This is a genomic window from Corallococcus sp. M7 (assembly GCF_054512695.1).
Genome location: NZ_CM137252.1, coordinates 5,401,465 through 5,423,962 on the forward strand (window position 1 = coordinate 5,401,465; position 22,498 = coordinate 5,423,962).

29 protein-coding genes and 1 riboswitch are annotated in these 22,498 nt (G+C 69.3%); of the genes, 11 read left to right on the forward strand and 18 right to left on the reverse strand.

From position 1 onward, the window contains the following. Positions 1-27 precede the first annotated feature (27 nt). Positions 28-888 carry a tRNA pseudouridine synthase A gene (locus ACX114_RS21370; RefSeq protein WP_459287273.1) on the forward strand — a complete coding sequence of 287 codons (861 nt, stop codon included), beginning with the start codon at positions 28-30 and terminating at the stop codon, positions 886-888. Between the two features lie 9 nt (positions 889-897). On the opposite strand, the gene ACX114_RS21375 is transcribed toward ACX114_RS21370, so the two are convergent. The 9 genes from ACX114_RS21375 to ACX114_RS21415 all read right to left on the reverse strand — a co-directional run bounded on the left by ACX114_RS21375 (position 898) and on the right by ACX114_RS21415 (position 5,940). Then, positions 898-1,062 (reverse strand): ribbon-helix-helix domain-containing protein, encoded by a 165-nt coding sequence (locus ACX114_RS21375; protein ID WP_014396701.1) that lies wholly within the window; start codon positions 1,060-1,062, stop codon positions 898-900. Positions 1,063-1,125: 63 nt separating this feature from the next. Further along, complete coding sequence (locus ACX114_RS21380) at positions 1,126-1,653, reverse strand: hypothetical protein (protein ID WP_459287276.1); 528 nt, start codon at positions 1,651-1,653, stop codon at positions 1,126-1,128. Further along, a complete protein-coding gene (larE, locus tag ACX114_RS21385) occupies positions 1,650-2,552 on the reverse strand; it encodes an ATP-dependent sacrificial sulfur transferase LarE (protein WP_459287278.1) in 903 nt (300 codons plus the stop codon). Before larE ends, ACX114_RS21380 begins: the two co-directional genes overlap by 4 nt. A gap of 89 nt (positions 2,553-2,641) precedes the next feature. Continuing rightward, entirely contained in the window at positions 2,642-3,415 is a 774-nt protein-coding gene (gene cysC / locus ACX114_RS21390) for an adenylyl-sulfate kinase (protein WP_459287280.1), read from the reverse strand. Between the two features lie 157 nt (positions 3,416-3,572). After that, positions 3,573-4,097: a M67 family metallopeptidase gene (locus tag ACX114_RS21395; RefSeq protein WP_459287282.1), complete on the reverse strand. Its 525-nt coding sequence runs from the start codon at positions 4,095-4,097 to the stop codon at positions 3,573-3,575. After that, positions 4,016-4,648: a ThiF family adenylyltransferase gene (locus ACX114_RS21400; protein ID WP_459287284.1), complete on the reverse strand. Its 633-nt coding sequence runs from the start codon at positions 4,646-4,648 to the stop codon at positions 4,016-4,018. Before ACX114_RS21400 ends, ACX114_RS21395 begins: the two co-directional genes overlap by 82 nt. 11 nt (positions 4,649-4,659) lie before the next feature. Then, positions 4,660-4,932: a ubiquitin-like small modifier protein 1 gene (locus tag ACX114_RS21405; protein WP_459287286.1), complete on the reverse strand. Its 273-nt coding sequence runs from the start codon at positions 4,930-4,932 to the stop codon at positions 4,660-4,662. Between the two features lie 4 nt (positions 4,933-4,936). Continuing rightward, positions 4,937-5,176, reverse strand: a complete 240-nt coding sequence (locus ACX114_RS21410; protein WP_014396694.1) for a sulfurtransferase TusA family protein — start codon at positions 5,174-5,176, stop codon at positions 4,937-4,939. Next, positions 5,164-5,940 carry a HesA/MoeB/ThiF family protein gene (locus ACX114_RS21415; protein WP_459287288.1) on the reverse strand — a complete coding sequence of 259 codons (777 nt, stop codon included), beginning with the start codon at positions 5,938-5,940 and terminating at the stop codon, positions 5,164-5,166. Before ACX114_RS21415 ends, ACX114_RS21410 begins: the two co-directional genes overlap by 13 nt. Positions 5,941-6,041: 101 nt before the next feature. On the opposite strand from ACX114_RS21415, the gene ACX114_RS21420 reads away from it, so the two are divergent. The 6 genes from ACX114_RS21420 (at position 6,042) to ACX114_RS21445 (ending at position 12,019) form a co-directional block, all read left to right on the forward strand. Beyond that, positions 6,042-6,467: a hypothetical protein gene (locus tag ACX114_RS21420; protein WP_459287290.1), complete on the forward strand. Its 426-nt coding sequence runs from the start codon at positions 6,042-6,044 to the stop codon at positions 6,465-6,467. 99 nt (positions 6,468-6,566) lie between these two features. Beyond that, on the forward strand, positions 6,567-7,850 hold the full coding sequence (locus tag ACX114_RS21425) for a sensor histidine kinase (protein ID WP_206794141.1): 1,284 nt from the start codon (positions 6,567-6,569) through the stop codon (positions 7,848-7,850). Positions 7,851-7,871: 21 nt separating this feature from the next. Next, on the forward strand, positions 7,872-8,609 hold the full coding sequence (locus ACX114_RS21430; RefSeq protein ID WP_459287292.1) for a response regulator: 738 nt from the start codon (positions 7,872-7,874) through the stop codon (positions 8,607-8,609). Positions 8,610-8,709: 100 nt separating this feature from the next. Further along, on the forward strand, positions 8,710-9,822 hold the full coding sequence (locus tag ACX114_RS21435) for an S-(hydroxymethyl)glutathione dehydrogenase/class III alcohol dehydrogenase (protein WP_206794137.1): 1,113 nt from the start codon (positions 8,710-8,712) through the stop codon (positions 9,820-9,822). Then, entirely contained in the window at positions 9,819-10,673 is an 855-nt protein-coding gene (gene fghA, locus ACX114_RS21440; protein WP_459287294.1) for an S-formylglutathione hydrolase, read from the forward strand. Before ACX114_RS21435 ends, fghA begins: the two co-directional genes overlap by 4 nt. 71 nt (positions 10,674-10,744) lie before the next feature. Next, a complete protein-coding gene (locus ACX114_RS21445) occupies positions 10,745-12,019 on the forward strand; it encodes a DEAD/DEAH box helicase (RefSeq protein ID WP_459287296.1) in 1,275 nt (424 codons plus the stop codon). Here the strand turns inward: ACX114_RS21445 and ACX114_RS21450 are convergent. Continuing rightward, positions 12,013-12,501, reverse strand: coding sequence for an FKBP-type peptidyl-prolyl cis-trans isomerase (locus ACX114_RS21450; RefSeq protein WP_459287298.1), 489 nt, complete (start codon positions 12,499-12,501; stop codon positions 12,013-12,015). The genes ACX114_RS21445 and ACX114_RS21450 overlap by 7 nt on opposite strands. A 75-nt stretch (positions 12,502-12,576) precedes the next feature. Beyond that, the gene (locus ACX114_RS21455) at positions 12,577-13,113 is read right to left on the reverse strand and encodes a DUF2378 family protein (RefSeq protein ID WP_459287300.1); all 537 of its coding nucleotides are present in this window, start codon (positions 13,111-13,113) and stop codon (positions 12,577-12,579) included. Between the two features lie 188 nt (positions 13,114-13,301). Here ACX114_RS21455 and ACX114_RS21460 point away from each other — a divergent pair, with 188 nt between their 5' ends. The 3 genes from ACX114_RS21460 to ACX114_RS21470 are packed head-to-tail and all read left to right on the forward strand — an operon-like array spanning position 13,302 to position 14,793. Next, positions 13,302-13,844 (forward strand): RNA polymerase sigma factor, encoded by a 543-nt coding sequence (locus ACX114_RS21460; RefSeq protein ID WP_459300227.1) that lies wholly within the window; start codon positions 13,302-13,304, stop codon positions 13,842-13,844. Next, positions 13,841-14,500 carry an NrsF family protein gene (locus ACX114_RS21465; protein WP_459287302.1) on the forward strand — a complete coding sequence of 220 codons (660 nt, stop codon included), beginning with the start codon at positions 13,841-13,843 and terminating at the stop codon, positions 14,498-14,500. Before ACX114_RS21460 ends, ACX114_RS21465 begins: the two co-directional genes overlap by 4 nt. Next, positions 14,497-14,793 carry a Carotenogenesis protein CarS gene (locus ACX114_RS21470; protein ID WP_459287304.1) on the forward strand — a complete coding sequence of 99 codons (297 nt, stop codon included), beginning with the start codon at positions 14,497-14,499 and terminating at the stop codon, positions 14,791-14,793. The genes ACX114_RS21465 and ACX114_RS21470 overlap by 4 nt, the downstream gene beginning before the upstream one ends. On the opposite strand, the gene ACX114_RS21475 is transcribed toward ACX114_RS21470, so the two are convergent. The 4 genes from ACX114_RS21475 to ACX114_RS21490 all read right to left on the reverse strand — a co-directional run bounded on the left by ACX114_RS21475 (position 14,757) and on the right by ACX114_RS21490 (position 17,375). Further along, positions 14,757-15,491: a glutathione S-transferase gene (locus ACX114_RS21475; protein ID WP_459287306.1), complete on the reverse strand. Its 735-nt coding sequence runs from the start codon at positions 15,489-15,491 to the stop codon at positions 14,757-14,759. The genes ACX114_RS21470 and ACX114_RS21475 overlap by 37 nt on opposite strands. A gap of 105 nt (positions 15,492-15,596) precedes the next feature. After that, a complete protein-coding gene (gene sugE / locus ACX114_RS21480; RefSeq protein WP_459287308.1) occupies positions 15,597-15,926 on the reverse strand; it encodes a quaternary ammonium compound efflux SMR transporter SugE in 330 nt (109 codons plus the stop codon). Between the two features lie 17 nt (positions 15,927-15,943). Then, a riboswitch (guanidine-III (ykkC-III) riboswitch) is annotated at positions 15,944-16,013 on the reverse strand. Positions 16,014-16,074: 61 nt separating this feature from the next. Beyond that, positions 16,075-16,545, reverse strand: a complete 471-nt coding sequence (locus ACX114_RS21485; protein ID WP_459287310.1) for an NUDIX hydrolase — start codon at positions 16,543-16,545, stop codon at positions 16,075-16,077. 68 nt (positions 16,546-16,613) lie between these two features. Continuing rightward, positions 16,614-17,375 carry a carboxylesterase family protein gene (locus ACX114_RS21490; RefSeq protein ID WP_459287312.1) on the reverse strand — a complete coding sequence of 254 codons (762 nt, stop codon included), beginning with the start codon at positions 17,373-17,375 and terminating at the stop codon, positions 16,614-16,616. Positions 17,376-17,489: 114 nt separating this feature from the next. On the opposite strand from ACX114_RS21490, the gene ACX114_RS21495 reads away from it, so the two are divergent. Continuing rightward, on the forward strand, positions 17,490-18,257 hold the full coding sequence (locus ACX114_RS21495) for a polysaccharide lyase (RefSeq protein WP_459287314.1): 768 nt from the start codon (positions 17,490-17,492) through the stop codon (positions 18,255-18,257). A 45-nt stretch (positions 18,258-18,302) separates the two neighbouring features. Here the strand turns inward: ACX114_RS21495 and ACX114_RS21500 are convergent, their stop codons facing one another. The 3 genes from ACX114_RS21500 to ACX114_RS21510 all read right to left on the reverse strand — a co-directional run bounded on the left by ACX114_RS21500 (position 18,303) and on the right by ACX114_RS21510 (position 22,410). After that, entirely contained in the window at positions 18,303-20,051 is a 1,749-nt protein-coding gene (locus tag ACX114_RS21500) for a CotH kinase family protein (RefSeq protein ID WP_459287316.1), read from the reverse strand. 121 nt (positions 20,052-20,172) lie between these two features. Next, entirely contained in the window at positions 20,173-21,210 is a 1,038-nt protein-coding gene (locus tag ACX114_RS21505) for a hypothetical protein (RefSeq protein ID WP_459287318.1), read from the reverse strand. A 48-nt stretch (positions 21,211-21,258) separates the two neighbouring features. Further along, a complete protein-coding gene (locus ACX114_RS21510; protein ID WP_459287320.1) occupies positions 21,259-22,410 on the reverse strand; it encodes an AI-2E family transporter in 1,152 nt (383 codons plus the stop codon). Positions 22,411-22,498 lie beyond the last annotated feature (88 nt).

Sequence of the window (22,498 nt, forward strand, 5' to 3'; positions counted from 1 at the left end):
TGTTTCTCCCGTCGACACCGCAACGCTGTGGCCAGGTCCTCCCCCAGACGAATTCCCGCCGTACTGTGGACTTGGTATCGCGGTGGAAACTTCCGCGGCTTCCAGCGCCAGGTGGAAGGTCCCACCGTCCAGGACGCGCTCGAAGACGCCCTGGAGCAGGCAGGCTCACCGGCCACGGTGATGCCGTCCGGGCGCACCGACCGGGGCGTGCACGCGCGGATGCAGGTCATCAGTCTGCGCCTCGATGAGGACGTGCCCCTGGAGTCGCTGCCCGCGAGGCTCGCGCCGCACCTGTCCCCGGACGTAGGGCTGTGCATCGCGAAGCGGCCGCCGGGCGCGTTCCACGCCCAGTGGAGCGCGAGCGGCAAGGAGTACCGCTACCACCTGACGCTGGGCGCTCCGCCTCCGGAAGCCTGGCGGCCGTACGCCCTGGATGTGGCGGCGGACGAGACCCTCCAGGCGGGCCAGCGGGTGACGCCCCAGAAGCTGGAGGCACTGCTCTCCCGCGCCGTGGGGACGCGGGACTTCACCGCGTTCCACGAACGCTCCAGTCCCCAGAAGCCGCGCACGTTGCGGTCCGCCACCCTGCGGGAGCTGGGCGGAGGGCTCTTCGAGGCGCGGCTGGAAGGAGACGGCTTCGCGCGCTACCAGGTGCGGTACCTGGTGGGCAGCGCGCTGAAGGTGGCCGCGGGGCTCCTGTCCGAGGAGCAGTGGCACGCGGCGCTGGATTCGGGAACCGCCCTGGCCGGCTTCAAGGCCCCGGCGCATGGGCTGGTGTTGTGGGAGGTCCGCTACCCTTCCGCGGTGGACCCTTTCGGGCCCGGCGAGCGCCTCCACCCGCCCGGTCTGCCCGACGCGCCACCCTTCACGGGAGCGCCGCCGGGCTGACGTGGCGCTTCAGTCCACGAAGCGCGCTTCGTACTTCGCCAGCAGATCCGAGATGGCCTCCCGGAGGTACTCGCTCTGACGGATGCGCGTGGTGCGCGACAGCTCCTTCAGGGCGTCCAGCTTCTCGCGGTTGAGACGAAACACGACCGAGGTGAGGCGGGGATTCATGTCCAAGTGCGTGGCCTCCGACAGATGCACACACCCTCTCACAATGTCGGACAACCTCAAGAAAACAACCTACGAGGCCGAACCCACCGGGATGATCCACTGCAACCCGGTGAAGAGCTCGGTGTCCGCGCGCAGTCCGGAGCCGAACCCGAACGTGAAGCCGAGCCCGCCGTACAGCGCGAAATGATCCGAGAGGGTGTGTCTGGCGCCGAACCCTATGCGAGGCCCCAGCCACGGCCCAGAAATCGGACGCACGGAAACGCCGAGATCAAAGAAGGTCCGCCACGACTCGGATCCGAAGAGGCTGCGGTAGCCGGTGATCAGCGCCAGCTCCTCCCCCGGGCGGCCGGTGCTGCCGCGCGCGAGGAGGAACACCTCGTCCCCCTCGTAACCCACGGTGATCGCGGCCCCCAGGTCCAGTTGCCCGGCGAGTCCGGACACGGCCGCGTCCCCGCTGATCCGTTCGGAGTACGTGGCCCCGGGGCCCACCGTGAGGATCAGCGAGCGCCGACGCGCGTAGGGGCTGTCATCCAGGTACTCCACGGCCGCGGCAGGGGTGGCCACGACCAGGGCCAGCGGGATCAGGAAACCCTTCACCCCACCACCGGGAGCTTGAAGCCCTCGGACTTCCCCTGCCCTGCCCCGGCCGCGGGGGCGATGCCGGCGGCTTCATTGAGGCGGCCGGAGCGGAAGGGCTCCAGATCCAGGGCCACGAACTTGAAGCCCAGGGACTTGAAGGCGCCGTTGATCCGCTCGCGGATGCCCGCCTCGAAGAAGCGGGGGTACTCCTCGCTGGCCAGCTCGATGCGCGCCACGTCCTGGTGGTAGCGGACGCGGAACTGCTTGAAGTCCAGCGCGCGCAGCTCCGACTCCGCGGCGGCGATCTGCAGGAGCCGGTCGCGCGTCACGGACGTGCCGTAGGGGATGCGCGACGCCAGGCACGCCATCTGCGGCTTGTCCCAGGTGGGCAGCCCCAGCTTGCGGCTCCACGCGCGGATCTCATCCTTGGTGAGCCCGGCCTGCGCCAGGGGGGAGCTCACCTGGTGCTCCTTCGCGGCCTTGTGGCCGGGGCGGTGATCCTTGAAGTCGTCCGCGTTGAAGCCGTCCAGCACCACGGCGAGGCCCAGCTCCGCGCGCTTCGCCTCGCAGAGGTCGTACAGCTCCGTCTTGCAGAAGTAGCAGCGGTTGGTGGGGTTGGCGGCGTAGTTGGGGTTCGCCAGCTCGTTGCTGGAGACGACGACGTGCCGGGCGCCCAGGCGGTCCGCCAGCTCACGGGCCTCGCGCTCCTCTTCCGGGGCGACGGAGGCGGACAGCGCGGTGAGCGCCAGGGCGCGCTCGCCCAGCACCTCCGCCGCGATGGCGAGGACGAAGGTGGAGTCCACGCCACCGGAGAACGCCACCAGCGCGCTGCCGTGGGCGCGCAGGGCTTCGCGCATCGCCTCCAGCTTGGGGCGGGACGCTTCACACAGGGCTTCAATCCGCTCAGGGCTCAGCATGGGGGACTCCTAAAACGGAAGGGCCCCGGATTGCACGCGCATCGCGCGGGCAACCTGGAGCCCTTCGACAGACGGGACGACGGTGGGAATTACCGGGCCTTGCTCTTGGCGGCCTTCTTCTTCGCGGCCGGAGCCGGCTTGCCCACGCGGGCGGCGCGGGTGGCCGGACGCGCCTTGGCGCCCTTGGAGCCCTTGTCCGCCTTGGGGACCTTGGCGGCCTTCACGGCGGCGACGCGGGCCGGGGCCTCCTCCTCGTCGCGGCGCGCCTTCTTCGGCGGCGGCAGCGGGTTGGCCTTCATCTTCTTGCCGGTGATGGTCTTCAGCTCGTCCGTGGACATCAGGCCCAGGTCCAGCAGCGCCTGGAAGATCTTCGTCCCGCCATCCTCCACCGACTCGGTGTCGGAGTAGATGGTCACCTCGGGAGATGTGGGCGGCTCGTACGGCTCCGTGATGCCGATGAAGTTGGGGATCTCCCCGTTGAGCGCCTTCTTGTACTTGCCGGTGGTGTCGCGCTCGATGAGCTTCTCCGTGGGGCAGTCCACGTAGACCTCCACGTACTTGCCCACCGAGCGGCGCACCTCCTCGCGGCTCGACTTGTAGGGGCTCACGCAGGGGACGAGCACCGCCGTGCCGTTGCGGGCCAGCAGGCCGGCGACGAAGCCCAGGCGGCGCACCACCATGTTGCGCTCGTCCTTGGTGTCGCCAATGCCGGCCCACAGGTCGTTCTGGAGTTCGCCCTCGTCGAGGACCTCCACGTTGCGTCCGACCTGGCGGAGCCGGGCCGCGATGTAGGCGGCCGTGGTGGTCTTCCCGGTTCCGGACATGCCGGTGAGCCAGAGGGTGAATCCAGTGTTGGTGGCCATAAGGGTTCTAACTCCCTGCGTCCGGAGCGCTTCTTGCACGCGGCGTGGGACGCGGCAGATCCAATAGACCGCCGCTTTATAGACGAAAACCCAGTGACTTGACAATTCGGACCCACCTTTCCGCAGGTGGGGTCGGCTGCAGGGCAAGTTCCCGCCCTTACACGGGTTTTTCAAACCTGAAATCCGCCAATGCAAGCGGAACAGTCTGAAAATCCCCTGCACGCCAAACAGACCGGGAGGCGGAGGCGGCACGGCCTCCGCGTATGGCGACCACCACGTACGACACCTGAGGCAGCAGTGGGATTCCCGAGGGAGCGGCCTGGCGTCGGTCTTCCGCGGAGAACACGGCGGGCGCGTCCACGTGCGAGTGGAAGACGCAGGCCACCTCCTCCTGTCGCGCGTCCGCGTCCAGGCACACCTGGAGCCACGCCTCCGGCGCGAAGGCGTAGGCGATGTGTGGCGTGGGGGAGACGTTGGGCAGCGGGACGACCCGCCAGGAGCCGCCCTCCCCCGCCCCGCTCCGGAGGAGCACGCCGCAGCCCTCCTGGGGCCACGCGGCCTCCAGGTGCTGGATCATCCGGGTGAGGACCTCCGGCGGGATCAGGGCTTTGCTTCCGCCGCGGCGCAGCGCGAGCACCGGCGCGGCTCCAGGTCCGTCATCGAGCCCGGGGCGCTCAGCCATTTGCCGCCCAGGGATGGGCCCAGGCCCAGCCGCAGCCGCTGGAACACGAGCGCCCCCAGGGCCCCCAGGGCCACGCCCATGGCTCCATCCGGCGGCGTGCCCAGGTGGCGCACCGTCTCACCGAAGCACCAGACGCAGCCGTCCTGGCCCCGGAACACCACAGCGCCGCGCACGCCGTCGCCGCCCAGCGCGACCCAGGGGGCCTCACCGCTCCAGGCCGCCGGCAATTCCGCGAGCAGCCCTCCGCCGGGCGTGCCCACCGCGTCCGGGTTCACCTCCGGAATCACGCGCGCCAGCACCTCCGCCACGGGCTGGCCCACGTCGTGCGCGGACGCGAGGAACCCCGGCGACCAGGGCCCCATGGTCAGCGAGCCCACGCCCGTCACCGGGGTGCCGCCGCCCGCCAGGTACGCGGTGGCCGTGAGGCCGGACGCGCCCAGGCCGTCCACGCGCGCGCCACCGGCCAGCAGCGCCTCCTGCCCGCGCCCGCCCACGTCCCGCAGGAGGATCTGCCGGGAGTAGCGGAGAATCTGATCCTCGCGCAGCGCCATGAGGCCCTCTTTCAGCCTCCCGCCATGGCGGGGATGAGGGTGATGCGGTCCGCTTCCTTCACGGGCGTGTCCAGGGCCTTGAGCGCGCGCACGTCCTCGTCGTTGAGGAAGACGTTCACGTACCGGCGCACGGCGCCCTTGTCGTCGAAGAGGCGCGCGCCCATGCCGGGGTAGCGCGCGTCCAGGTCGCGCAGCACTTCGCCCACGGTGGAGCCGGTGGCCTGGACCTCGGACTTGTTGCCCGTCAGCGTCCTCATGGGTGTCGGAATGCGAATCGTGGCCATGCGCTCATTTCCCCCGCTTGCGGATGATCAACCGGTGCGTGCCGTCCCCGCGTGGATCCAGGGACACGACGTCGTGGCCCTCGTCCTTCGCGCTGCGGGGCACGTTCTTCAGGGGCTCGTCGCCCTTGAGCAGCACCTCCAGCAGCGTGTCCGGGGGCAGCGACTCCAGCTTCAGCTTGGTGCGCACGTAGGTCATCGGACACACCTCGCGGGTGATGTCCAACGTCGCCGTCACGTCGGGCATGCGGTGTCCTCCTGGGACGAAGGGAACGGGGGCAGCGTCTGGATGGCGCACCCCGGGCAGTCGGGCGCGCGCGTCACCTTCACGGTGCGCCCCTCCAGCGTCTCGCCGTCGAGCACGTGCAATGTGGCCTGGCCTCGGGGGCCCGTGGCCGCGCCCGCCAGCAGCTCCAGCGCGAGCAGCGCCTGCACCGCGCCGATGAGCCCCGCCATCGCGCCCAGCACGCCCGCCTGCGCGCAGGTGGGCACCGCGTCCGGGGGCGGCACGTCCTCGTAGAGGCAGCGCAGGCACGGGCCGCCGGGGTCGATCCGCAGGGCCTGGCCACTCATGCGCAGCACGCCGCCGTACACGAGCGGCACGCCGGTGAGCACCGCCACGTCCGACAGGAAGAACTTGGTCGCGACGCCGTCGGTGGCGTCCACCACCAGGTCGTGCTCGCGGAAGAGCGCCTCGGCGTTGTTGTCGTCCAGCCGCTCCGGCAGGGCCTCCACGCTCAGGCCGGGGAAGGCGCGCAGGAGGCCGGCGGCGGCGGACTCCGCCTTGAAGCGGCCCACGTCCTGGGTGCGGTGCCAGAGCTGCCGGGGCAGGTTCGTCACGTCCACCCGGTCCGGATCCACCAACGTCAGGTGGCCCACACCGCCCTGCGCCAGCGCGAGCGACGCCGGGCAGCCGAGGCCGCCCGCTCCCACCACCAGCACCCTCGCGCGCTCGATGCGGGTGGCGTGGGGAATGCGTTCGTGGTGGTCGGTATCCGGGGAACCGTGCATGGGGCTGGTGCTCCGCGAGGAACGAACGAATATGGTGCGGCGGCTCCACGTCTCGTCTTCAAACCGCCGCCGTCACAAGCGGCCCTCACCTGCCAGGACATATGAAAAACCTGACCGGCGCGCTCGTGTTTTCCACCCTGCTGTCCCTGGCTGTCGGCTGCCACAAGAACACCGGGGAGAGCCCCGACGCCGCCACGCAGACCGGCACCGTCAAGGAGGAGCTCCAGTCGGGCCGCGAGGCCGCTCCCCCGGAGGCCACCGCCACCGCCGAGGCCGGCACCAAGGACGCGAGCTCCGTGAGCTATGACTCGGGCGCCAGCGACCGCCTGGCCCTGGAGGCCTGCGTGGACGGCTGGCTCAAGTCCCACAACCTGGACAAGTACGGCAGCCAGAAGGGCACCATGTACGCGGGCGGCACGCCCCTGTTCGACGAGCGCACGGGCGAGACGAAGGACCGCCTGGACTTCGTCCTGGAGCGCCAGCCCGAGGCCAAGAAGGCGTGCGTGGACGAAGGCGCCCCCAAGTAGCGGCGCGCGGTTTCACCCCTTCCGCACCCGCCAGGATGCTCACCTGGCGGCTTGCCGGGAATTCCGCTCCCCGGGAAGGTCCCGTAAGCTGCCGCTCGAATGGACAGCGACCCCCGACCCGGCGACGACCATCCGGCCCATGACCTGAAGGCCCGCGTCCGCGCCGTGCTGGAGCGCCGCAACCTCACGGACAACGTGTCCGCGGAGCAGGCGGCGGCCTCCTGGGAGCAGGACCGCTTCGTCGCCCGGGCCCGCGCGCTGTTCTACGCGCGGATGATGTTCCTCACGTTGGGCCTGCTCATCCTCGCGGTGCCCGCGTGGAGCGGCTACTTCGGCTTCAACGGGCCCATCTCCTTCCTGGGCTACTTCGCGATGCTCATCTACAGCGTCGCGAACCTGCTCGTCATCGACCACCCGAAGGCGGGCCGGTGGGTGACGTACCTGTCGCTGTGCTTCGACCTGCTGATCACCGTGGTGCTCATCGCCCGGCCGCAGGTGGGCGGCGGTCTCCAGAGCCCGCTGCTGGCGACGCAGCTGCTCTTCACCACGCTCTTCGCCATCCTCTTCCCCAAGCCGCTGGCCATCCTGCCGCCGCTCCTGGCGCTGCCCATCACCACGCGCCTGGACCTCTTGCTCAACCGCTCCGTGACGGCGGTGGAGCTGCTCACGCTGCTCTGGTACCTGGGGCTCAACTTCATCATCGTCTACGTGCTCGTGTACCTGAACGAGCGCGAGGCCACCGCGCACCGCGAGGTGGTATCCCTGCAGGGCGACCTGAAGGAATTGGCGGTGGTGGAGGAGCGCAACCGGCTGGCGCGTGAAATCCATGACGGCCTGGGCGCGTCCCTGTCCTCGATGATCATCCAGGCGGAGTACATCCTGAACCTCGCGCGCGAGGACGGGCTGCGCACGGAGATCCGCGAGATGAAGGCCACCGCGGAGGAGTCCATCGAAGAGCTGCGCCGCAACCTGCGGATGATGCGCGACGACTTCGAGCTGGCGCAGGGCCTGGAGGACTACGTCAAGACGTTCCGCGACCGCACCGGGCAGGACATCCGCTTCGAGCGCACGGGCCTGGCGCGCAAGCTGCCCCCGGACGCGCAGCTGGCGCTCTTCCGCATCCTCCAGGAGTGCCTGTCCAACGCCGCGAAGCACGCCGAGGCGAAGGAGGTCCAGGTGCGCCTGGACTTCAGCCCGGAGGGCGTGCACCTGGTGGTCCGTGACAACGGCAAGGGCTTCGACCCGGGCCGCACGCCGCGCGGACATTACGGCCTGCTCAACATGCGTGAGCGGGCCATGAAGCTCGGGGGTTCCATCGTGGTGGACTCGGCGCCCGGCGCCGGGGCCCAGGTGGCCTTCTCCCTTCCCTGTCTTTCCGCCTGACACGCACCGGAGATCCGCCCCGTGGACCCGACCCCGAATGCCGCCGCCCTCCCCATCCGCGTGTTCGTCGTGGAGGACCAGACCAAGATTTTGAAGAACCAGCTGCGCCTCTTCGAGGGCCACCCGGACATCGACATCGTGGGCACCGCGCTGTCCGGCGAGGCCGCGTTGGCGGAGGTGGAGCGCGATCAGCCGGACGTGCTGCTCCTGGACCTGGGGCTGCCGCGCATGAGCGGCATCGACGTCACCCGCGAGGTGAAGGCCCGCTTCCCGAAGGTGGAGATCCTGATCTTCACCATCTTCGACGAGGAGGACAAAGTCCTCGAAGCCGTGAAGGCGGGCGCGTCCGGCTACCTGCTCAAGGGCGCCACGGTGGACAAGATCGTGGAGGCCATCAAGGAGGTGCGCGCGGGCGGTACGGTCATCCAGCCGAACCTCGCGCGTCGGCTGTTGCGCCACTTCCGCGTGGAGCCGGACACCGCGCCCGTACCCACGGAGCCGCTGGCCGTGGCGGAGTCCACGCCAGCGGATGAAGAAGCGTCCGCGCACGAACCGCTGCTCAAGCCGCTGTCGGACCGCGAGCGGGAAATCCTCCAGCTCATCGCCAAGGGCGTGTCCAACAGCGAGGCGGCCCGGCTGCTGTCGCTCTCCAAGGCGACCATCCGCACGCACCTGGAGCACATCTACCGGAAGCTCGAGGTGACGAACCGTGTGGAGGCCGTCACCGAGGGCATCCGCAAGGGCCTCATCTCCGTCTAGTAGCGGGCCCTGATGGGTCGGCCCGCTTCTTTTCACGGACGACGCGGTGCGTGGCCTCTATGGTGGGGAGTCTTAGTTCCCCACTGACAGGAGCCCCAACATGGACGTCCGCGCCGCCGTCGCCTTCGAGGCCGGCAAGCCCCTGAGCATCGAAACCGTGCACCTGGAGGGCCCCAAGGCGGGCGAGGTGCTGATCGAGCTGAAGGCCACCGGCCTGTGCCACACCGACGAGTTCACCCGCTCCGGCGCGGACCCGGAAGGTCTGTTCCCCGCCATCTTCGGCCACGAGGGCGCGGGCATCGTCGTGGACGTGGGCCCGGGCGTCACCAGCGTGAAGAAGGGCGACCACGTCATCCCGCTCTACACGCCGGAGTGCCGCGGCTGTAAGTCGTGCCTGTCCCAGAAGACGAACCTGTGCACGGCCATCCGCGCCACGCAGGGCAAGGGCCTGATGCCGGATGGCACCAGCCGCTTCCGCCTGGGCAAGCAGATGATCCACCACTACATGGGCTGCTCCACGTTCGCGAACTACACGGTGCTGCCGGAGATCGCGGTGGCGAAGATCCGCGAGGACGCCCCCTTCGAGAAGGTCTGCTACATCGGCTGCGGCGTCACCACGGGCGTGGGCGCTGTCGTCTACACCGCGAAGGTGGAGGCCGGCGCGAAGGTCGTCGTCTTCGGCCTGGGCGGCATCGGCCTGAACGTCGTGCAGGCCGCGCGCATGGTGGGCGCGGACATGATCGTCGGCGTGGACCTGAACCCCGCTCGCAAGGAGATCGCGGAGAAGTTCGGGATGACGCACTTCGTGAACCCGAAGGAGGTGGAAGGCGACCTCGTCCCCTACCTCGTGAACCTCACCGGCGGCGGCGCGGACTACAGCTTCGAGTGCATCGGCAACGTGAAGACGATGCGCCAGGCCCTGGAGTGCTGCCACCGCGGCTGGGGCGAGAGCATCATCATCGGCGTGGCGGGCGCGGGTCAGGAGATCAGCACCCGTCCGTTCCAGTTGGTCACCGGCCGCGTGTGGAAGGGCAGCGCGTTCGGCGGCGCCCGGGGCCGCACGGACGTGCCGAAGATCGTCGACTGGTACATGGACGGGAAGATCCAGGTCGACCCGCTGATCACCCACACGCTGAAGCTGGAGGAGATCAACCACGGCTTCGACCTGATGCACGAGGGCAAGTCCATCCGCAGCGTGGTGAAGTACGGATGAGCGCCGTGACTCCCACGCTCGTCAGCGAGCACGTGTGCTTCGGGGGGACGCAGTCCTTCTGGAAGCACCCGTCCGAGGCCTGCGGCGGTGAGATGCGCTTCAGCGTCTACACCCCGCCCCAGGCGAAGCACGGCAAGGTGCCCGTGCTGTACTACCTGGCGGGCCTCACCTGCACGGAAGAGACCTTCGTCATCAAGGGGGGCGCGCAGCGCGTGGCGGCGGAGCTGGGGCTGATGCTCGTGGCGCCGGACACCAGTCCGCGCGGCGCGGGCATCCCGGGCGAGGACGCGGACTGGGACTTCGGCACCGGCGCGGGCTTCTACCTGGACGCCACCCAGGAGCCGTGGAAGGCGCGCTACCGCATGGGCACGTACATCACGCAGGAGCTGCCCGGCATCATCGGCGCGCACTTCCCCGCGCGCATGGACCGCGAGGGCATCTTCGGGCACTCGATGGGCGGGCACGGCGCGCTGGTGACGGCGCTGCGCAACCCGGGCCGGTACAAGTCCGTGTCCGCGTTCGCTCCCATTGGCGCTCCCATCCGCAGCCCCTGGGGCAAGAAGGCCTTTGGCGGCTACCTGGGGCCGGATGAGGCGACGTGGCGCGAGTACGACGCCACGGAGCTCCTCAAGGCCGGCCGGCGCGTGCCGGCGCTGCTGGTGGACCAGGGGACGAAGGACAAGTTCCTGCCGGACCAGCTGCACCCGCACTTCCTCAAGGAAGCCTGCGAGGCGGCGGGCCAGCCCCTCACCCTGCGCATGCAGGAGGGGTACGACCACGGCTACTACTTCGTCTCCACGTTCATGGAAGACCACCTGCGCCACCATGGCGCGGCGCTGAACGCGGGCTGAAGCCGCGGCCCGGGCACTCATGCCCCTCAATCCCCTTCCCTCCCCGGCCCGAAACGTGGGAGGCGTGGGGCATGAGTGCTTCCTTCAAGTCCCTGGGCCTGTCCCCCGAAACGCTGGGCGCGGTGAAGCGTGCCCGCTTCGGTACCCCCACGCCCATCCAGGCGCAGGCCATCCCACCCGCGTTGTCCGGCCGTGACGTCATCGGCTGCGCGGCCACCGGCACCGGCAAGACGGCCGCCTACCTGCTCCCCATGATTGAGCGCTTCGCGGGCGAGAAGGGCACGCGCGGCCTCATCCTCACCCCCACGCGCGAACTGGCGCAGCAGGTGACGGAGCAGGCCCGCTTCTTCGGCGAGCCCCTGGGCGTCCTGCCCGTCCTCATCGTCGGCGGCGAGGACATGAACGCGCAGGTGGATGCGCTGCGCGAGCGCCCCACCCTCATCGTCGCCACACCGGGCCGGCTCGTGGACCTGCTGGGCGTGAAGGCCGTGAACCTGTCGCGCATCCAGACCCTGGTGCTGGATGAGGCGGACCGGATGCTCGACATGGGCTTCCTGCCGCAGATCAATCAAATCCTTCACGCGCTGCCCCGCGAGCGCCAGACGCTGCTGTTCTCCGCCACCCTGGGCGCGGACGTGACGCGCTTCGGACAGCGCGCCCTGCACAAGCCCGTGCGCGTGGAGGTCACCCCCAGCGGCACGCCCGCGCCCCGCGCCGAACAGCACCTCTACATCGTGAAGCCCGAGGAGAAGTGGCCCCTGCTCCTCACGCTGCTCTCACAGGATCAGGCCAGCGCGCTCGTGTTCGTGCGCACCCAGCAGCGCGCGGACAAGATGAAGGAATTGCTCGCCGCCGCGGGCCACAAGTCCGCCGCCCTGCACGCGGGCCGCACGCAGGCCCAGCGGCGTCAGGCGTTGGAGGGCTTCCGCCGGGGGCAGTACCGCTGCCTCGTGGCCACCGACCTGGCGGCGCGCGGTCTGGACGTGGATGACATCGGCCACGTCATCAGCCTGGACGTGCCGCACGGGCCGGAGGACTACGTGCACCGCATCGGCCGCACCGCTCGCGCGGCGGCCAGTGGGCGGGCGTCGTTGTTCGCGTTGGAGGTGGAGCGCCGGACGCTCCAGGACATCGAGCGCATCATCCGCCAGGAGCTTCCCCGCACGGAGGTTCCCCGGAGGGACCCCATCTTCAAGCGGGAGATGGAGGCGTTCCTGGCGAAGCAGCGCGACCCGGGTCCGCCCCAGGCCGACCACGGGCGCTCCAAGCGGCCCGAGGGCGCGGCGCCCGGGCGGCATGCCCGGACGCACGGCAAGGGCCGGCCAAAGGGCCCCAGCGGTCAGTGATCGTGGTCCTCACCAGGGCCGTGCGCGTGGCCGTGCTCGAGCTCCTCGGGCGTGGCGGCGCGCACTTCCTTGATGGTGACCTCGAAGTGCAGCTCCTTGCCGGCGAACGGGTGGTTGAAGTCAACCAGCACCGTGTCCTTGCGCACTTCCTTCACCAGGAAGTCGACCTCGTCGCCCTCCGGATCCGTGGCGCTCAGGATGCCGCCGGCCTTGATCTCCAGGTCCTCGGGGAACTCGGTCCGGGGGACCTCCTCCACGCCTTCCGGATCGTAGTCGCCGTAGCCGTCCGCCGCGGAGACGACCGTCTTCAGCGACTCGCCCGCGGACTTGCCCTCCAGCGCCTTCTCCAGGCCGGGGACGATCTCCTCGTAGCCGTGCAGGTAGACGAGCGGCTCGCCTGCCTCGCTCTCGTCCACGATCTTCCCGTCACCGAGGTGCAGTTTGTAGTCAATGGCGACAACGCTGTCCTTGCCGATTTTCATGGGGCCCTCATAGCGCATTCAGTCATGTCGCGGTGGAAGGATGATGATCACCGTTACGGCGTGCACAGGGACGTCCTACCAGCGCATGTGCAGCTCGAAGCGGCCGTGGCCGTCATCGGACTCCAGGACGGCGCTGGGGTTGGCGGCCCCGGCCTGACGCAGGGCTTCCTCGCAACACCCCGCCGCGGCCTCCGCCGGGAAGGGATAGCCCTGGAACGTCACCCGCCAGTCCTTGGGGCCCAGCTCCGTGGAGGTGATCTCCACCGGCTCCATCACGGAGCGGAAGCTCAGCGCCACCCGCTTCATCGCGCGGTCCGGGCCCGCGACCTTCAGGGCCACGTTCACGACCTTGCCCACCAGCGTTTCGAAGTAGCCGCGCACCAGGTCCCGGCCCATCTGCCGCAGGGCCTCCTCGCGAGGCCGGCCCGCGTACGCGGCCTGCAGCACCAGGTTCTGACAGCGCAGGAACACCGACGCCGGATAGCTGGCCCTGGGTCTGTCCGGGTCATAGCCCGCCGCCGCCATGCGCTCGCGCAATGCGTTGTCCAACCGCACGCAGCGAAGCAGCGATTCGAACAGCGTGGACTGGATGACGACCTCGGCCGGGGACATGGGCGCTCGAATTGGGGAAACGCGTTGAAACCGGTAAGGCGCGCGACACTACCCTTTCGGGTCCTGGAAGCGAGCCCTCTGGCGATGTCACGTCCAACGCTTGTCGTTTCAAGGCTTTGGAGCGGCCAGGAGGGCAATCGAACGCCCTTGGAAACACTTTCCGGGCAGGGCCGTCCGTGAGCCAGACGATGGAAGGCGTCACGGACGAAGTGCTCATGGACCAGTTCTGCCAGGGAGACCAGCCAGCGTTCGAGGCGCTGTTCGCCCGCCACGCCGGGCGTGTGCACGGCTTCCTCGCCCGCATGGTGAGGGACGGGCCGTTGGCGGAGGACCTCATGCAGACGACCTTCCTGTCCGTCATCCGCGCCCGGGGCCGCTACGAGCGGGGCACGCGCTTCACCCCCTGGCTGCTCACCATCGCGGCGAACGCGGCCCGGGACGCCCTGCGGCACCAGCAGCACGTGGACGCGCACGCGCACGCACCGCCGGACGGGCCCACGTCGGTGGACGCACCGGATGGGGACCCGGCCATGCGCCGGCGCATCGAGGACGCGCTCCAGCAGTTGCCCCTGGAGCAGCGTGAGGCGGTGGTGCTGAGCAAGGTGGAGGGCTGGTCCTTCGAGGAGATCGCCGAGATGCGCGGCATCCGCGCGGGCGCGGCCCGGCTCCGGGCGCACCGGGGCTACGAGAAGCTGCGCGAGCTGTTGGGCGGACTGGAGGACATGTCATGAGCCCTCCGTCCGACCCTTGGCGGTCCGCCCCGCCCCGCCTGGACCCGAAGGCGATGGAGCGCGCGCTGGCGGCCTCGCGCGCGGAGCTGGCGCTGAAGCGGCCGGTGCGCGGGTGGCGTTCGCAAGCGGTGGCGCTGTTCGCGGCGTCCGCGGGCCTGGCGCTCGCGGTGATGGGCGTATTCCTGGCGCTGGGGCGCACTACGGGCTCGATGCTGATGGGCCGCGCGCCCATGCTGGCGATGCTGCTGTCCACGAGCGCGGTGTGCTCCTGGGGGGCGCTGTCCCCGCGTGGGCGCAGGCTGCGCTGGGTGGGCGCGGGCATGGCGCTGGCGAGCTCCGCGCTGCTGGTGCTGACGCGGGCCACCCCGCAGGGCCCCTCCACCCTCCCCGAGTGGGTGTGCACGGTAAGCCACGTGGCGCTGGCGCTGGTACCCCTGGTGGTGGCGCTGGTGGCGTTGCGGTCGGCGGTGTTCGACCCGCTGCGCGCGGCGGTGGCGGGGATGGCGGTGGGGACGGTGGGCGCGGTCGTGGGCGAGCTGGCGTGTGAGCAGGGCCCCGGCCACGTGGCCATCTATCACCTGGGGGCGTGGGCGCTGTTGACGCTCACGACCTGGGCGCTGTCGAAACGACTCAAACCCCGGACCTACGCACCATGAAGCACGATCCCTCGCTCATCTTGACGGAAGACGTGGACGGCGCGCCGGTACGCATGGGCGCGGCGGTGATGATCGTCCGCACCGAACAGGACGACTCCGTGTCGGAGCGATTCCTGGGCCGCGTGGGCGTCGTCGTGGCGCTGGTGTTCGACGATCCGCCCGTGCAGTACCCGGGCGACCCGCTCATCCAGGTGCGCGTGGCCGGCGTGGGCGAAGACCTGTTCTTCGCCCGGGAGATCGTCGAGGTGCCCCAGGGTCACTTCGTCGCGTTCGGGTCGTCCAGCTCCGGGTAGTGCCGGAAGATGCCTTGTTGGTTGAAGGGCTGGGCGCGCTTGGATTGCTTGTACGCGGCGATGCGGGGGCGCTCCGAGATGCGCTGACGCAAGGCCATCACGCCGGGGACCTCCGGGGCAATCCGGCGCATGGCATTGGGAAAGGCATACAGCAGGCCTTCCACCAGTTGGTACAGCGCGAGCTCCGGATAGGAGAAGTCGCGGCCCAGGAGGAACTTCCCGCCGCCCTGCGTGTTTGCCTTCAGCACTCGCTCGAAGTAGCCCAGGAACTTCGGGATGCGCTGGGTGCGGAAGTCCTCGGCGCGCTGCTTCGCGGCGTCCTTCTGCTCGTCGTAGTACTTCATGACGGCGAGCGGGTGATGCGTGTCGTGGGCCTCCGCGACCGCGTCCGCGACGGTGAGCTGGAATTGGCGCGCGTGGAGCCGCGAGCCTTCGTCCGAGGGGACCAGGCCGAAGCGCTCACCGAGGTAAGCGCAGATATTGGGCGCCTGGGATAAGACGACGTCGCCCACCTTGAGCACGGGCGGTGCGTACGCGGGCACGGGGCCCTTGGAAATCATGTCCGAGACGGCCTTGGCGCCGGATTGCAATCCCACGTCCACCCAGTCCGCGCCCGCCTCTTCCAGCACCAGCCGCACGAACTCGCCCCGGCCGGGGATGCCGGGCCAGTAGTACAGCTCGAACTTCGCGTCGCTCATCGCCGTCACCTCGCGTGATGGGAACCGGCGCGCATCCTGCGCTCGCGGGATGCGCGCTTTGGGAACCCATCCGCGGGGAGGGTTCACTCCCCCACGGTCGTGAGGTCAGTGCGTTCCGCTGGTGAACTTCAGTCCGATGATGGCGACGATCATCAGCGTCAGGAAGAACAGGCGCGAAGGCGTGGCGGGCTCATGGAAGAGCACCATGCCAGCGATGGCCGCGCCGGCCGCGCCAATGCCCACCCAGACCGCATAGGCCGTGCCGATGGGGAGCTGCTTCACCGCGAGGCCCAGGAGGCCCATGCTCGCGATGATGGCCGCGATCGTGAGCACGCTGGGAAGCGGCCGGGTGAAGCCCTGCGTGTACTTGAGGCCCAGCGTCCAACAGACTTCGAGCAGGCCGGCGATGACGAGAAGGATCCACGACGACGACATGACGCACGACTCCCGTGAAGGCGTCGTCTTGTCGTGACCGGGTACGGCGCACCTCGTCCGGGCTCGGAGGCCCCACCCCGGGGCCGCCGCACGCGACGCGGAAGCTAACCGGGATGGCGGGCATCCGCCACCCACTTGAGGTGGAGACTCAGGCTTCTTCGTCTGGCAGCAACGTGAGGAGGAGCTCGTCGTCGGGACCTAGGGGCCGCCAGCCCGGCGGTGGTGGATTGGCGCGGAGGGCTCGAATGGCCCGCTCGACCCGCTGCTCGTAGGCATCCGGAGCGTCAGTGGACCAGTAGGCGAGCGCCTTGGCGAGCTGAAATCGGGATTGATCATCCATCTCGGATGGCCATCCCCTCGGAAGGCTGTAGGCGAAGTGACGAACGAACACGTCGCGTACGAACCGTGTGACCTGCTTGCTCCGCTCCGCCTCTACAAGCAGTCCACGGAGGACCTGGACACCCGCGACATCGTCCTTCCCAAGCTCCTCGGCCAGCTCCACGAACGGCATGGCCGGATGCGCCTCGGCGAACGCGGTGAGCGACTTGAAACCACGCTCCTGAAGCCGCTCATGGATGCGGACCTTCCAGTTGCCATTCCAGGAACGCCCGTCCGTCATCGCCGGCTCCCGCGAACGAAGCACATGGGACGTCATTGAACTTCGTTCGCGGACCGGACTGAAGGGAATCAGAGGCTGTGGCTCAAGAGCCATGCGTAGACGTCGTGGCCCGCGGAGCCGTCGTAGGTCCGGCCCCAGGAGTCGTGACCCACTCCGGGATAGAGCGTCAGCAGGGCCGCCGGGTTCGCCTTGGGCGAGCAGGTGTTGTTCATCCGGTTCACCGGGTCGATGGAGCCGTAGGGCGACACCGTGCCGTCCGCCTGGCCGTGGAAGGCCCAGACCGGCAGGCCCGCCGCCGCCATGGGGCAGAGGTTCAGGCTGTTGCCGTTGCCCGCGATGGGCAGCACCGCCGCCAGCTTCGCGTAATGCACCGCCGCGTAGCCCCATGTCTGGATGGCGCCCGCCGAGACGCCCGTCAGGTAGATGCGGTTCACGTCCACCCGGTAGTGCACCTTCGCGTACTCGATGATGGCGTCGATGTCCGGCACTGGGATGAAGGCGTTGAACCGCTGCGGCGCGATGAGGATGAACGGGAAGTCGCGTCCGTTGCGGATCAGCCGCGGCGGCGCGTTCAGGTTCATCACCTTCTCCAGCGCCGCGGCGCTGCCGTTGCCCACCTCCCCCGTCCCGTGCAGGAAGACCACCAGCGGGAACTCCTCCGTGGGCGAGTCGTCGTACCCCAGCGGCAGGTACTCCCAATAGCCGTAGGTCATCCCCGGCACCGTCCCCTGGGGACGCGCCACGATCTCCCCTTGTGCCGCCAGTGCCGCCTGCGCGGAGAACAACACCCAGCCCACGCACCACATCAACAGCCGACGCTTCGCCGTCATGGAGCCTCCTGGAAGGGAAGCTTCACTCTAACAAGACAAACGAGTCATGAACCTGTTAAGCTAGAAAAACACGAAATAGCAGCAAAGACGCAAATTTTCAGTGGAGGCTTTTCAATGCGGTCCAAGCATTTCGCCGTCGTCGCTGGCGTGTCGTTGTTCGCGCTGGGGCTGAGCGCGCAGGCGGCGGAGATCTTCCGCAACACCGGAACGCTCACGGGCTGGAACTCGCTCAACCTGGAGCACAACGGTTCGCTCAAGGAGGTGACCAACGTCACCTACGAGGGCCCCACCGCCATCAAGGCCACGCAGGTCTACGACCCGAACTACACCGAGCGCTACCACTCGGAGGTCGTGAAGCACAACGTGTACCGCCGGGGCGACACGGGCTTCTATGGCTTCATGTTCCGGCTGCAGCAGGACTGGCAGTTCCAACCCCAGTCCTTCAACATCGCCCAGTTCATCGCGAACTTCTCCGACACGGGCTGCGATGGCCACATGCCCACCACCATGGTGTGGCTGTCCGGAAACCAGCTCACGACCCGCGTGAAGTACGGCACCGTCTGCGACCAGAAGACGACCACCTTCCGCAACCTGGCCACCGTCACCGCCGGCGAGTGGCACAAGGTCGTCATGCAGGTGAAGTGGGCCAGCGACAACACCGGCTTCATCAAGCTGTGGTTCGACGGCGTGAAGGTCCTGGAGCAGTTCAACCTGGCCACCACCGTGGCGGATGACCGGTACCTCCAGTTCCGCGTCGGCCTCTACGCCAATGGCTGGCACGACAGCGGGTACATGCAAGGCACCCAGGGCACCCGCAGCATCTGGATTGACGAAATCGCCGCCGGCACGACGTTCGCCGACGCCGACCCTGCGCAGTGGTAGTCCCGGTGGGCGCGGCGAGGTCCTCCCCCCGCCGCGCCGCCAACCTCACGGCAGCTGTGACTGGAACGCGCCCCAGCGCGTGTGCACCCACTGCCGGATGTACTCCACCTCCTCCGCGTGGGTCTTGAAGTCCTGGCGCAGGTGCCAGTCCGGGAAGTTGTGGTTGCCCCCCTCGCTCCCCGCCTCCGGCTTCGCGAAGTTGCGGTACTCCGTTGCCCAGCGCGCCTCGTCACGCTGCGCGTTGGGCCCCAGCTCCCGCACGTAGCCGTCGATCATCGCCTGCACCGCGGCCTCGCTCAGTTCGTTCTTCAGGGCCTGCCGGTAGCGCTCGCGCATGGGCCCCGCGATGCCCGGCTCCGCCAGCATCCGCTTGAAGAGCAGGTTGTCCGACGCGTAGGTGGGCCGCGCCGTGGCGCTGGTGCGCGTGGTGTCGTAGTTCTGCCCGAAGCTCGCGTCCAGGTCCCACGGGATGTAGCGCCAGGGGCCGCCCGCCTTCGGATCGAACGCGTGATAGGCGTTCTTCGCCTGCGAGTCATTGCCCTGGATGAGCGTATTGAAGATCCACCAGTCCTCGTAGTCGCGCGCCTTCAGCTTCGTGCCGAACTCCTGACGGAAGCGGTCGTTGCTGGAGTCCGCCACCCACGCGACGAAGTCGTGCAGCGTGCTGAAGTTGCCCGGCGGCGTGCCTTCGTCCTTCACGAAGCCGACGTCGAGGCTCGCCTTCGTCTGCCCGTTGCGCGTCAGGCGGGAGAAGTTGGCGTCCGCGGTGTCGGCCTTGTAGAGGTCCGAGTCGTCGTCGATGCCGTTCCACTCCATCAGCCGCTTGTCCACGTGGTCCGACGCCGTGTAGAGCCCGCGGTACTTGTTGTTCGCGTACACCACCACGCTGAAGGTGCGGATGCGCACGGCGTCCGGGGACAGCCGGTGCCACAGGTCGAACGCCAGCCGCGAGCGCAGGTAGGAGTTGTCATTGAACGTGGTGATGAGCACCACGCGCTTGCGGTCCTTGAAGCCGTCGCCGAAGACGGGCTCGGAGAACAGGTCGTCCTCCGCGAACTTGAGCGTCAGGCTGCGCTTGGGGAACACGCTGGACGTGGCCCCGCGGTACTTCGCCTCCATCGTGAAGCGGTGGCCCCGGTACACCACCTCCGCGGGCCGGTAATAGCCCGACGTCAGGCCCACGTCCGGGTCGAAGAACAGGTGCACCACGGGCAGCCCGTACTCCTCCGTGTAGGCCACGGGATCGACGATGTCGACCTTGCCCGGCGCGTTGTCGTTGTTGGCCACGCCCACCTTGAGCGTGCCCGTCTCGCCGGTGGTGCGCTCCTCCAGCGTGAGCATCCACACCGCGCCCTGGTTGAGCGCGGGCGTCCAGCGCAGCGTGGCGGTGGACTCGTCGAACGTGGCGCCCGCGGGCAGGTTCTTCACCCCGAAGCGCAGCCCGGCCTCCTTGAGGCCCGTCGCGCACGTCACCTGCGCGCTGAAGGACTCCCCCTCCAGCACCCAGCGCGTGTCGCCCGCGGTGGGCGCACAGGCCTGCGTGGCCGTGCCGGCGTCCCCGGCTCCCGCGTCCGGCGTCCCGGTGCCCGCGTCGGTTTGCGAACCCGTGCCCGCGTCGGACGAATGCTCCGTGCCCTCATCCACCGGGCCCGCGTCGGGCCTTGGCAGCCCTTCCGCGTCGTCGAAGCCCGCGTCGGGAGCAGTACCGGTCGTGGGAGCTCCCCCGCCGCACGCCACCACGGCAAGGCATGTCAGCCCCGCCAGTCCCCGCGCCCACCATCGCCTTGTTCGCACCGAGAAGCGTCCCCCTTGCGTCACCGGCCCGTGACAGACCGTGGAGGCAAGGGGTAGTCATCGTGCCGGAGTGCAGACACCCGCGCTCCAGGGCGATGTCTCACGCCCGACAGCGTCAACGTCAGTATGTCGCGATCAAGCCAGCGTGGAGGCTGGAGTACGTCTCCTCGGTCGCTCCGCCGTTGTTCCAACCGGTGAGCGTGCCGGGCCCGGAGAAGGTGTCCTTGAAGTGCGCCAGCCGCCAGGCCACGTCGTAGCCAAACGGCCCCCAGATGTCCCCGGACACGCCCAGCTCCGCGCTCCAGCCGAAGCTGGACACGGACGTGCCGTAGTTCCGGACCTCCAGCGCCCGCCGCCCCCCGTCCGCGTCCGGCGAGTGCCCCGGCTTGGGCGATAGCAACAGGCCGCCCGAAGCGTCCAGCCGCACCGAGCTGAACAGCGGCACGGACAGATCCAACGCCACGGACGGGAACACGCGGTGCGTGCCGGTCAGCGGGTTGTCCGTGGACTCCTCCACGTCGAACGCGCGCGTCTGGATGCCCGCGCGAGCGCCCACGTAGCCCTGCTGCGGCCGCGTCGTGCCGAAGCGGAAGTAGTAGCGGTACATCGCCTGCGCGGTGAAGGCCGTGTCCGTGGCGGACACCTCGCGCACCGGCGTCTGGCCGCCGTCCCCGGTGAGCGTCACGTCGGAGCTGGAGAAGCCCCGCTGCGCCGCCAGCAGGAACCCCAGCCCGCGCAGCACCGACGTGGTGTCGCGCGCCAGCGGCAGCACCTCCGCCTCCAGCGCCAGGCCCAGGTACGGATACGACGACGAGAAGTCCGACGTGTCCCCGAGCTGATCCTCCTCCGGCAGCCGGTCGTACGCCCCGCAGCTGTCCACGCCGGGCCGCGCGCAGAAGCGCCGCCACGTCGCCGTCAGGGACAGGTTGAGCCGCACCCAGGTGGGCGCGCCCACCTCTGGCTCCGCCTTCGACTGCGCCTTGCCCGAGGGCCCGGTGCCCAGCCGCAGCGACAGCCACGCCGGAGACTCCCGGGTGCCATGGAAGGCCGGCGGCGTCAGGACGTCGGAGGCCGCCGCGGCCGGAGCCGACAGGGCTCCGACGAGGGCCAGGGTCCGCGGCAGTCCCGAGAGGACCCTCGCGCTTCGGGTGGTCGTCATGCGCCGGTCAGGTTCACCCAGCGCCGGGGCGAAGTCCAGGCTCGGTGCTCAGGCGTTCATCACGTGACCCACGCTCGCCGTGGAAGGCACTGGCGCGGGCTGCGGAGTGAGCGAAGGCGAGGAATCCTGGGACACCACGGGAGCAGGCTGGGATTCCTGCGTACGACCCAGGAAGTCGCGCCGGTAGATGCGCACCATGGCCATGAAGATGGACGCGATGAGCGGCCCCACCAGCAGGCCCATCATCCCGAACACCGCCAGCCCGCCGAACATGGACAGGAAGACGAGCAGCGGGTGCAGCGCCATGCGCGAGCCGCACAGCCGGGGGCGGATGACGTTGTCGATGCTGCCCACCAGGAACGTGCCCCAGGCGAGCAGGAAGACGCCCTCGCTCACCCGGTTCGCCGCGATGAGGATGACGCCAATGGGCCCCCACACGAGCGCGGTGCCCCCCACCGGCACCAGCGCCACCAGCACCATGGCCGCGCCCCACACTCCGGCGTGCGGCACGCCCGCGATGAGCAGCCCCACGAAGCCCACTGCGCCCTGCACCAGCGCGGTGACGGTGTTGCCGTAGATGATGGCGTACGCGACGTCCGTGAACTCGTGGGAGAAGGCGTCGAAGTAGCGGCGCTCCAGGGGGATGAGCCGGGCCACCTCGTTCACCAGACGACGGCCGTCCAGGAAGAAGTAGTACATGGCCACCGTCATCAGGAACATGTTGACGAGCAGCTCCGTGCCGGCGCCCACCAGGTCCGCGAGCAGCCCCGCGCCGCCCGACACCGCCGTCATCAGCAGACGCTCCGTCTCCGAGCTCTCCGGATCGAAGTGCACGTAGCGGGAGAGGCCCCGGGGCAGGCTGTTGAGGAAGTGGTGGCGCAGGTCCACCTGATCCAACAGGTCCTGCGCCTGGCCCACGAACTGGAGCACCTCGCGGGCCACCATCCAGCCCACCAGCGCCAGCGGGACCAGGATCAGCAGGAACACCGCGAGGGTGGACAGTCCGGCCGCCAGGGACTTGCGGCCCTGGAGCCGCCGGTCCAAGGAGTCCTGGATGGGCATGAACAGGACGACCAGGAAGCCGCCCAGCAGCACCGGCATCAGGAACGGCAGCAAGATGCGTGAAAAGAGAATCAGCGCGAGCGCGAACAGCCCCGCGAAAATGAAATTGGACCACCGCTTCGAGTCGCCCGCCGTCACCGCCCCACCCCGTCCCCAGACCTGCCGCACTCAACGTAGGAACGGATATTCCCACCAGGAAGTCCGCCACTCCCTTCCCCACGAGGCC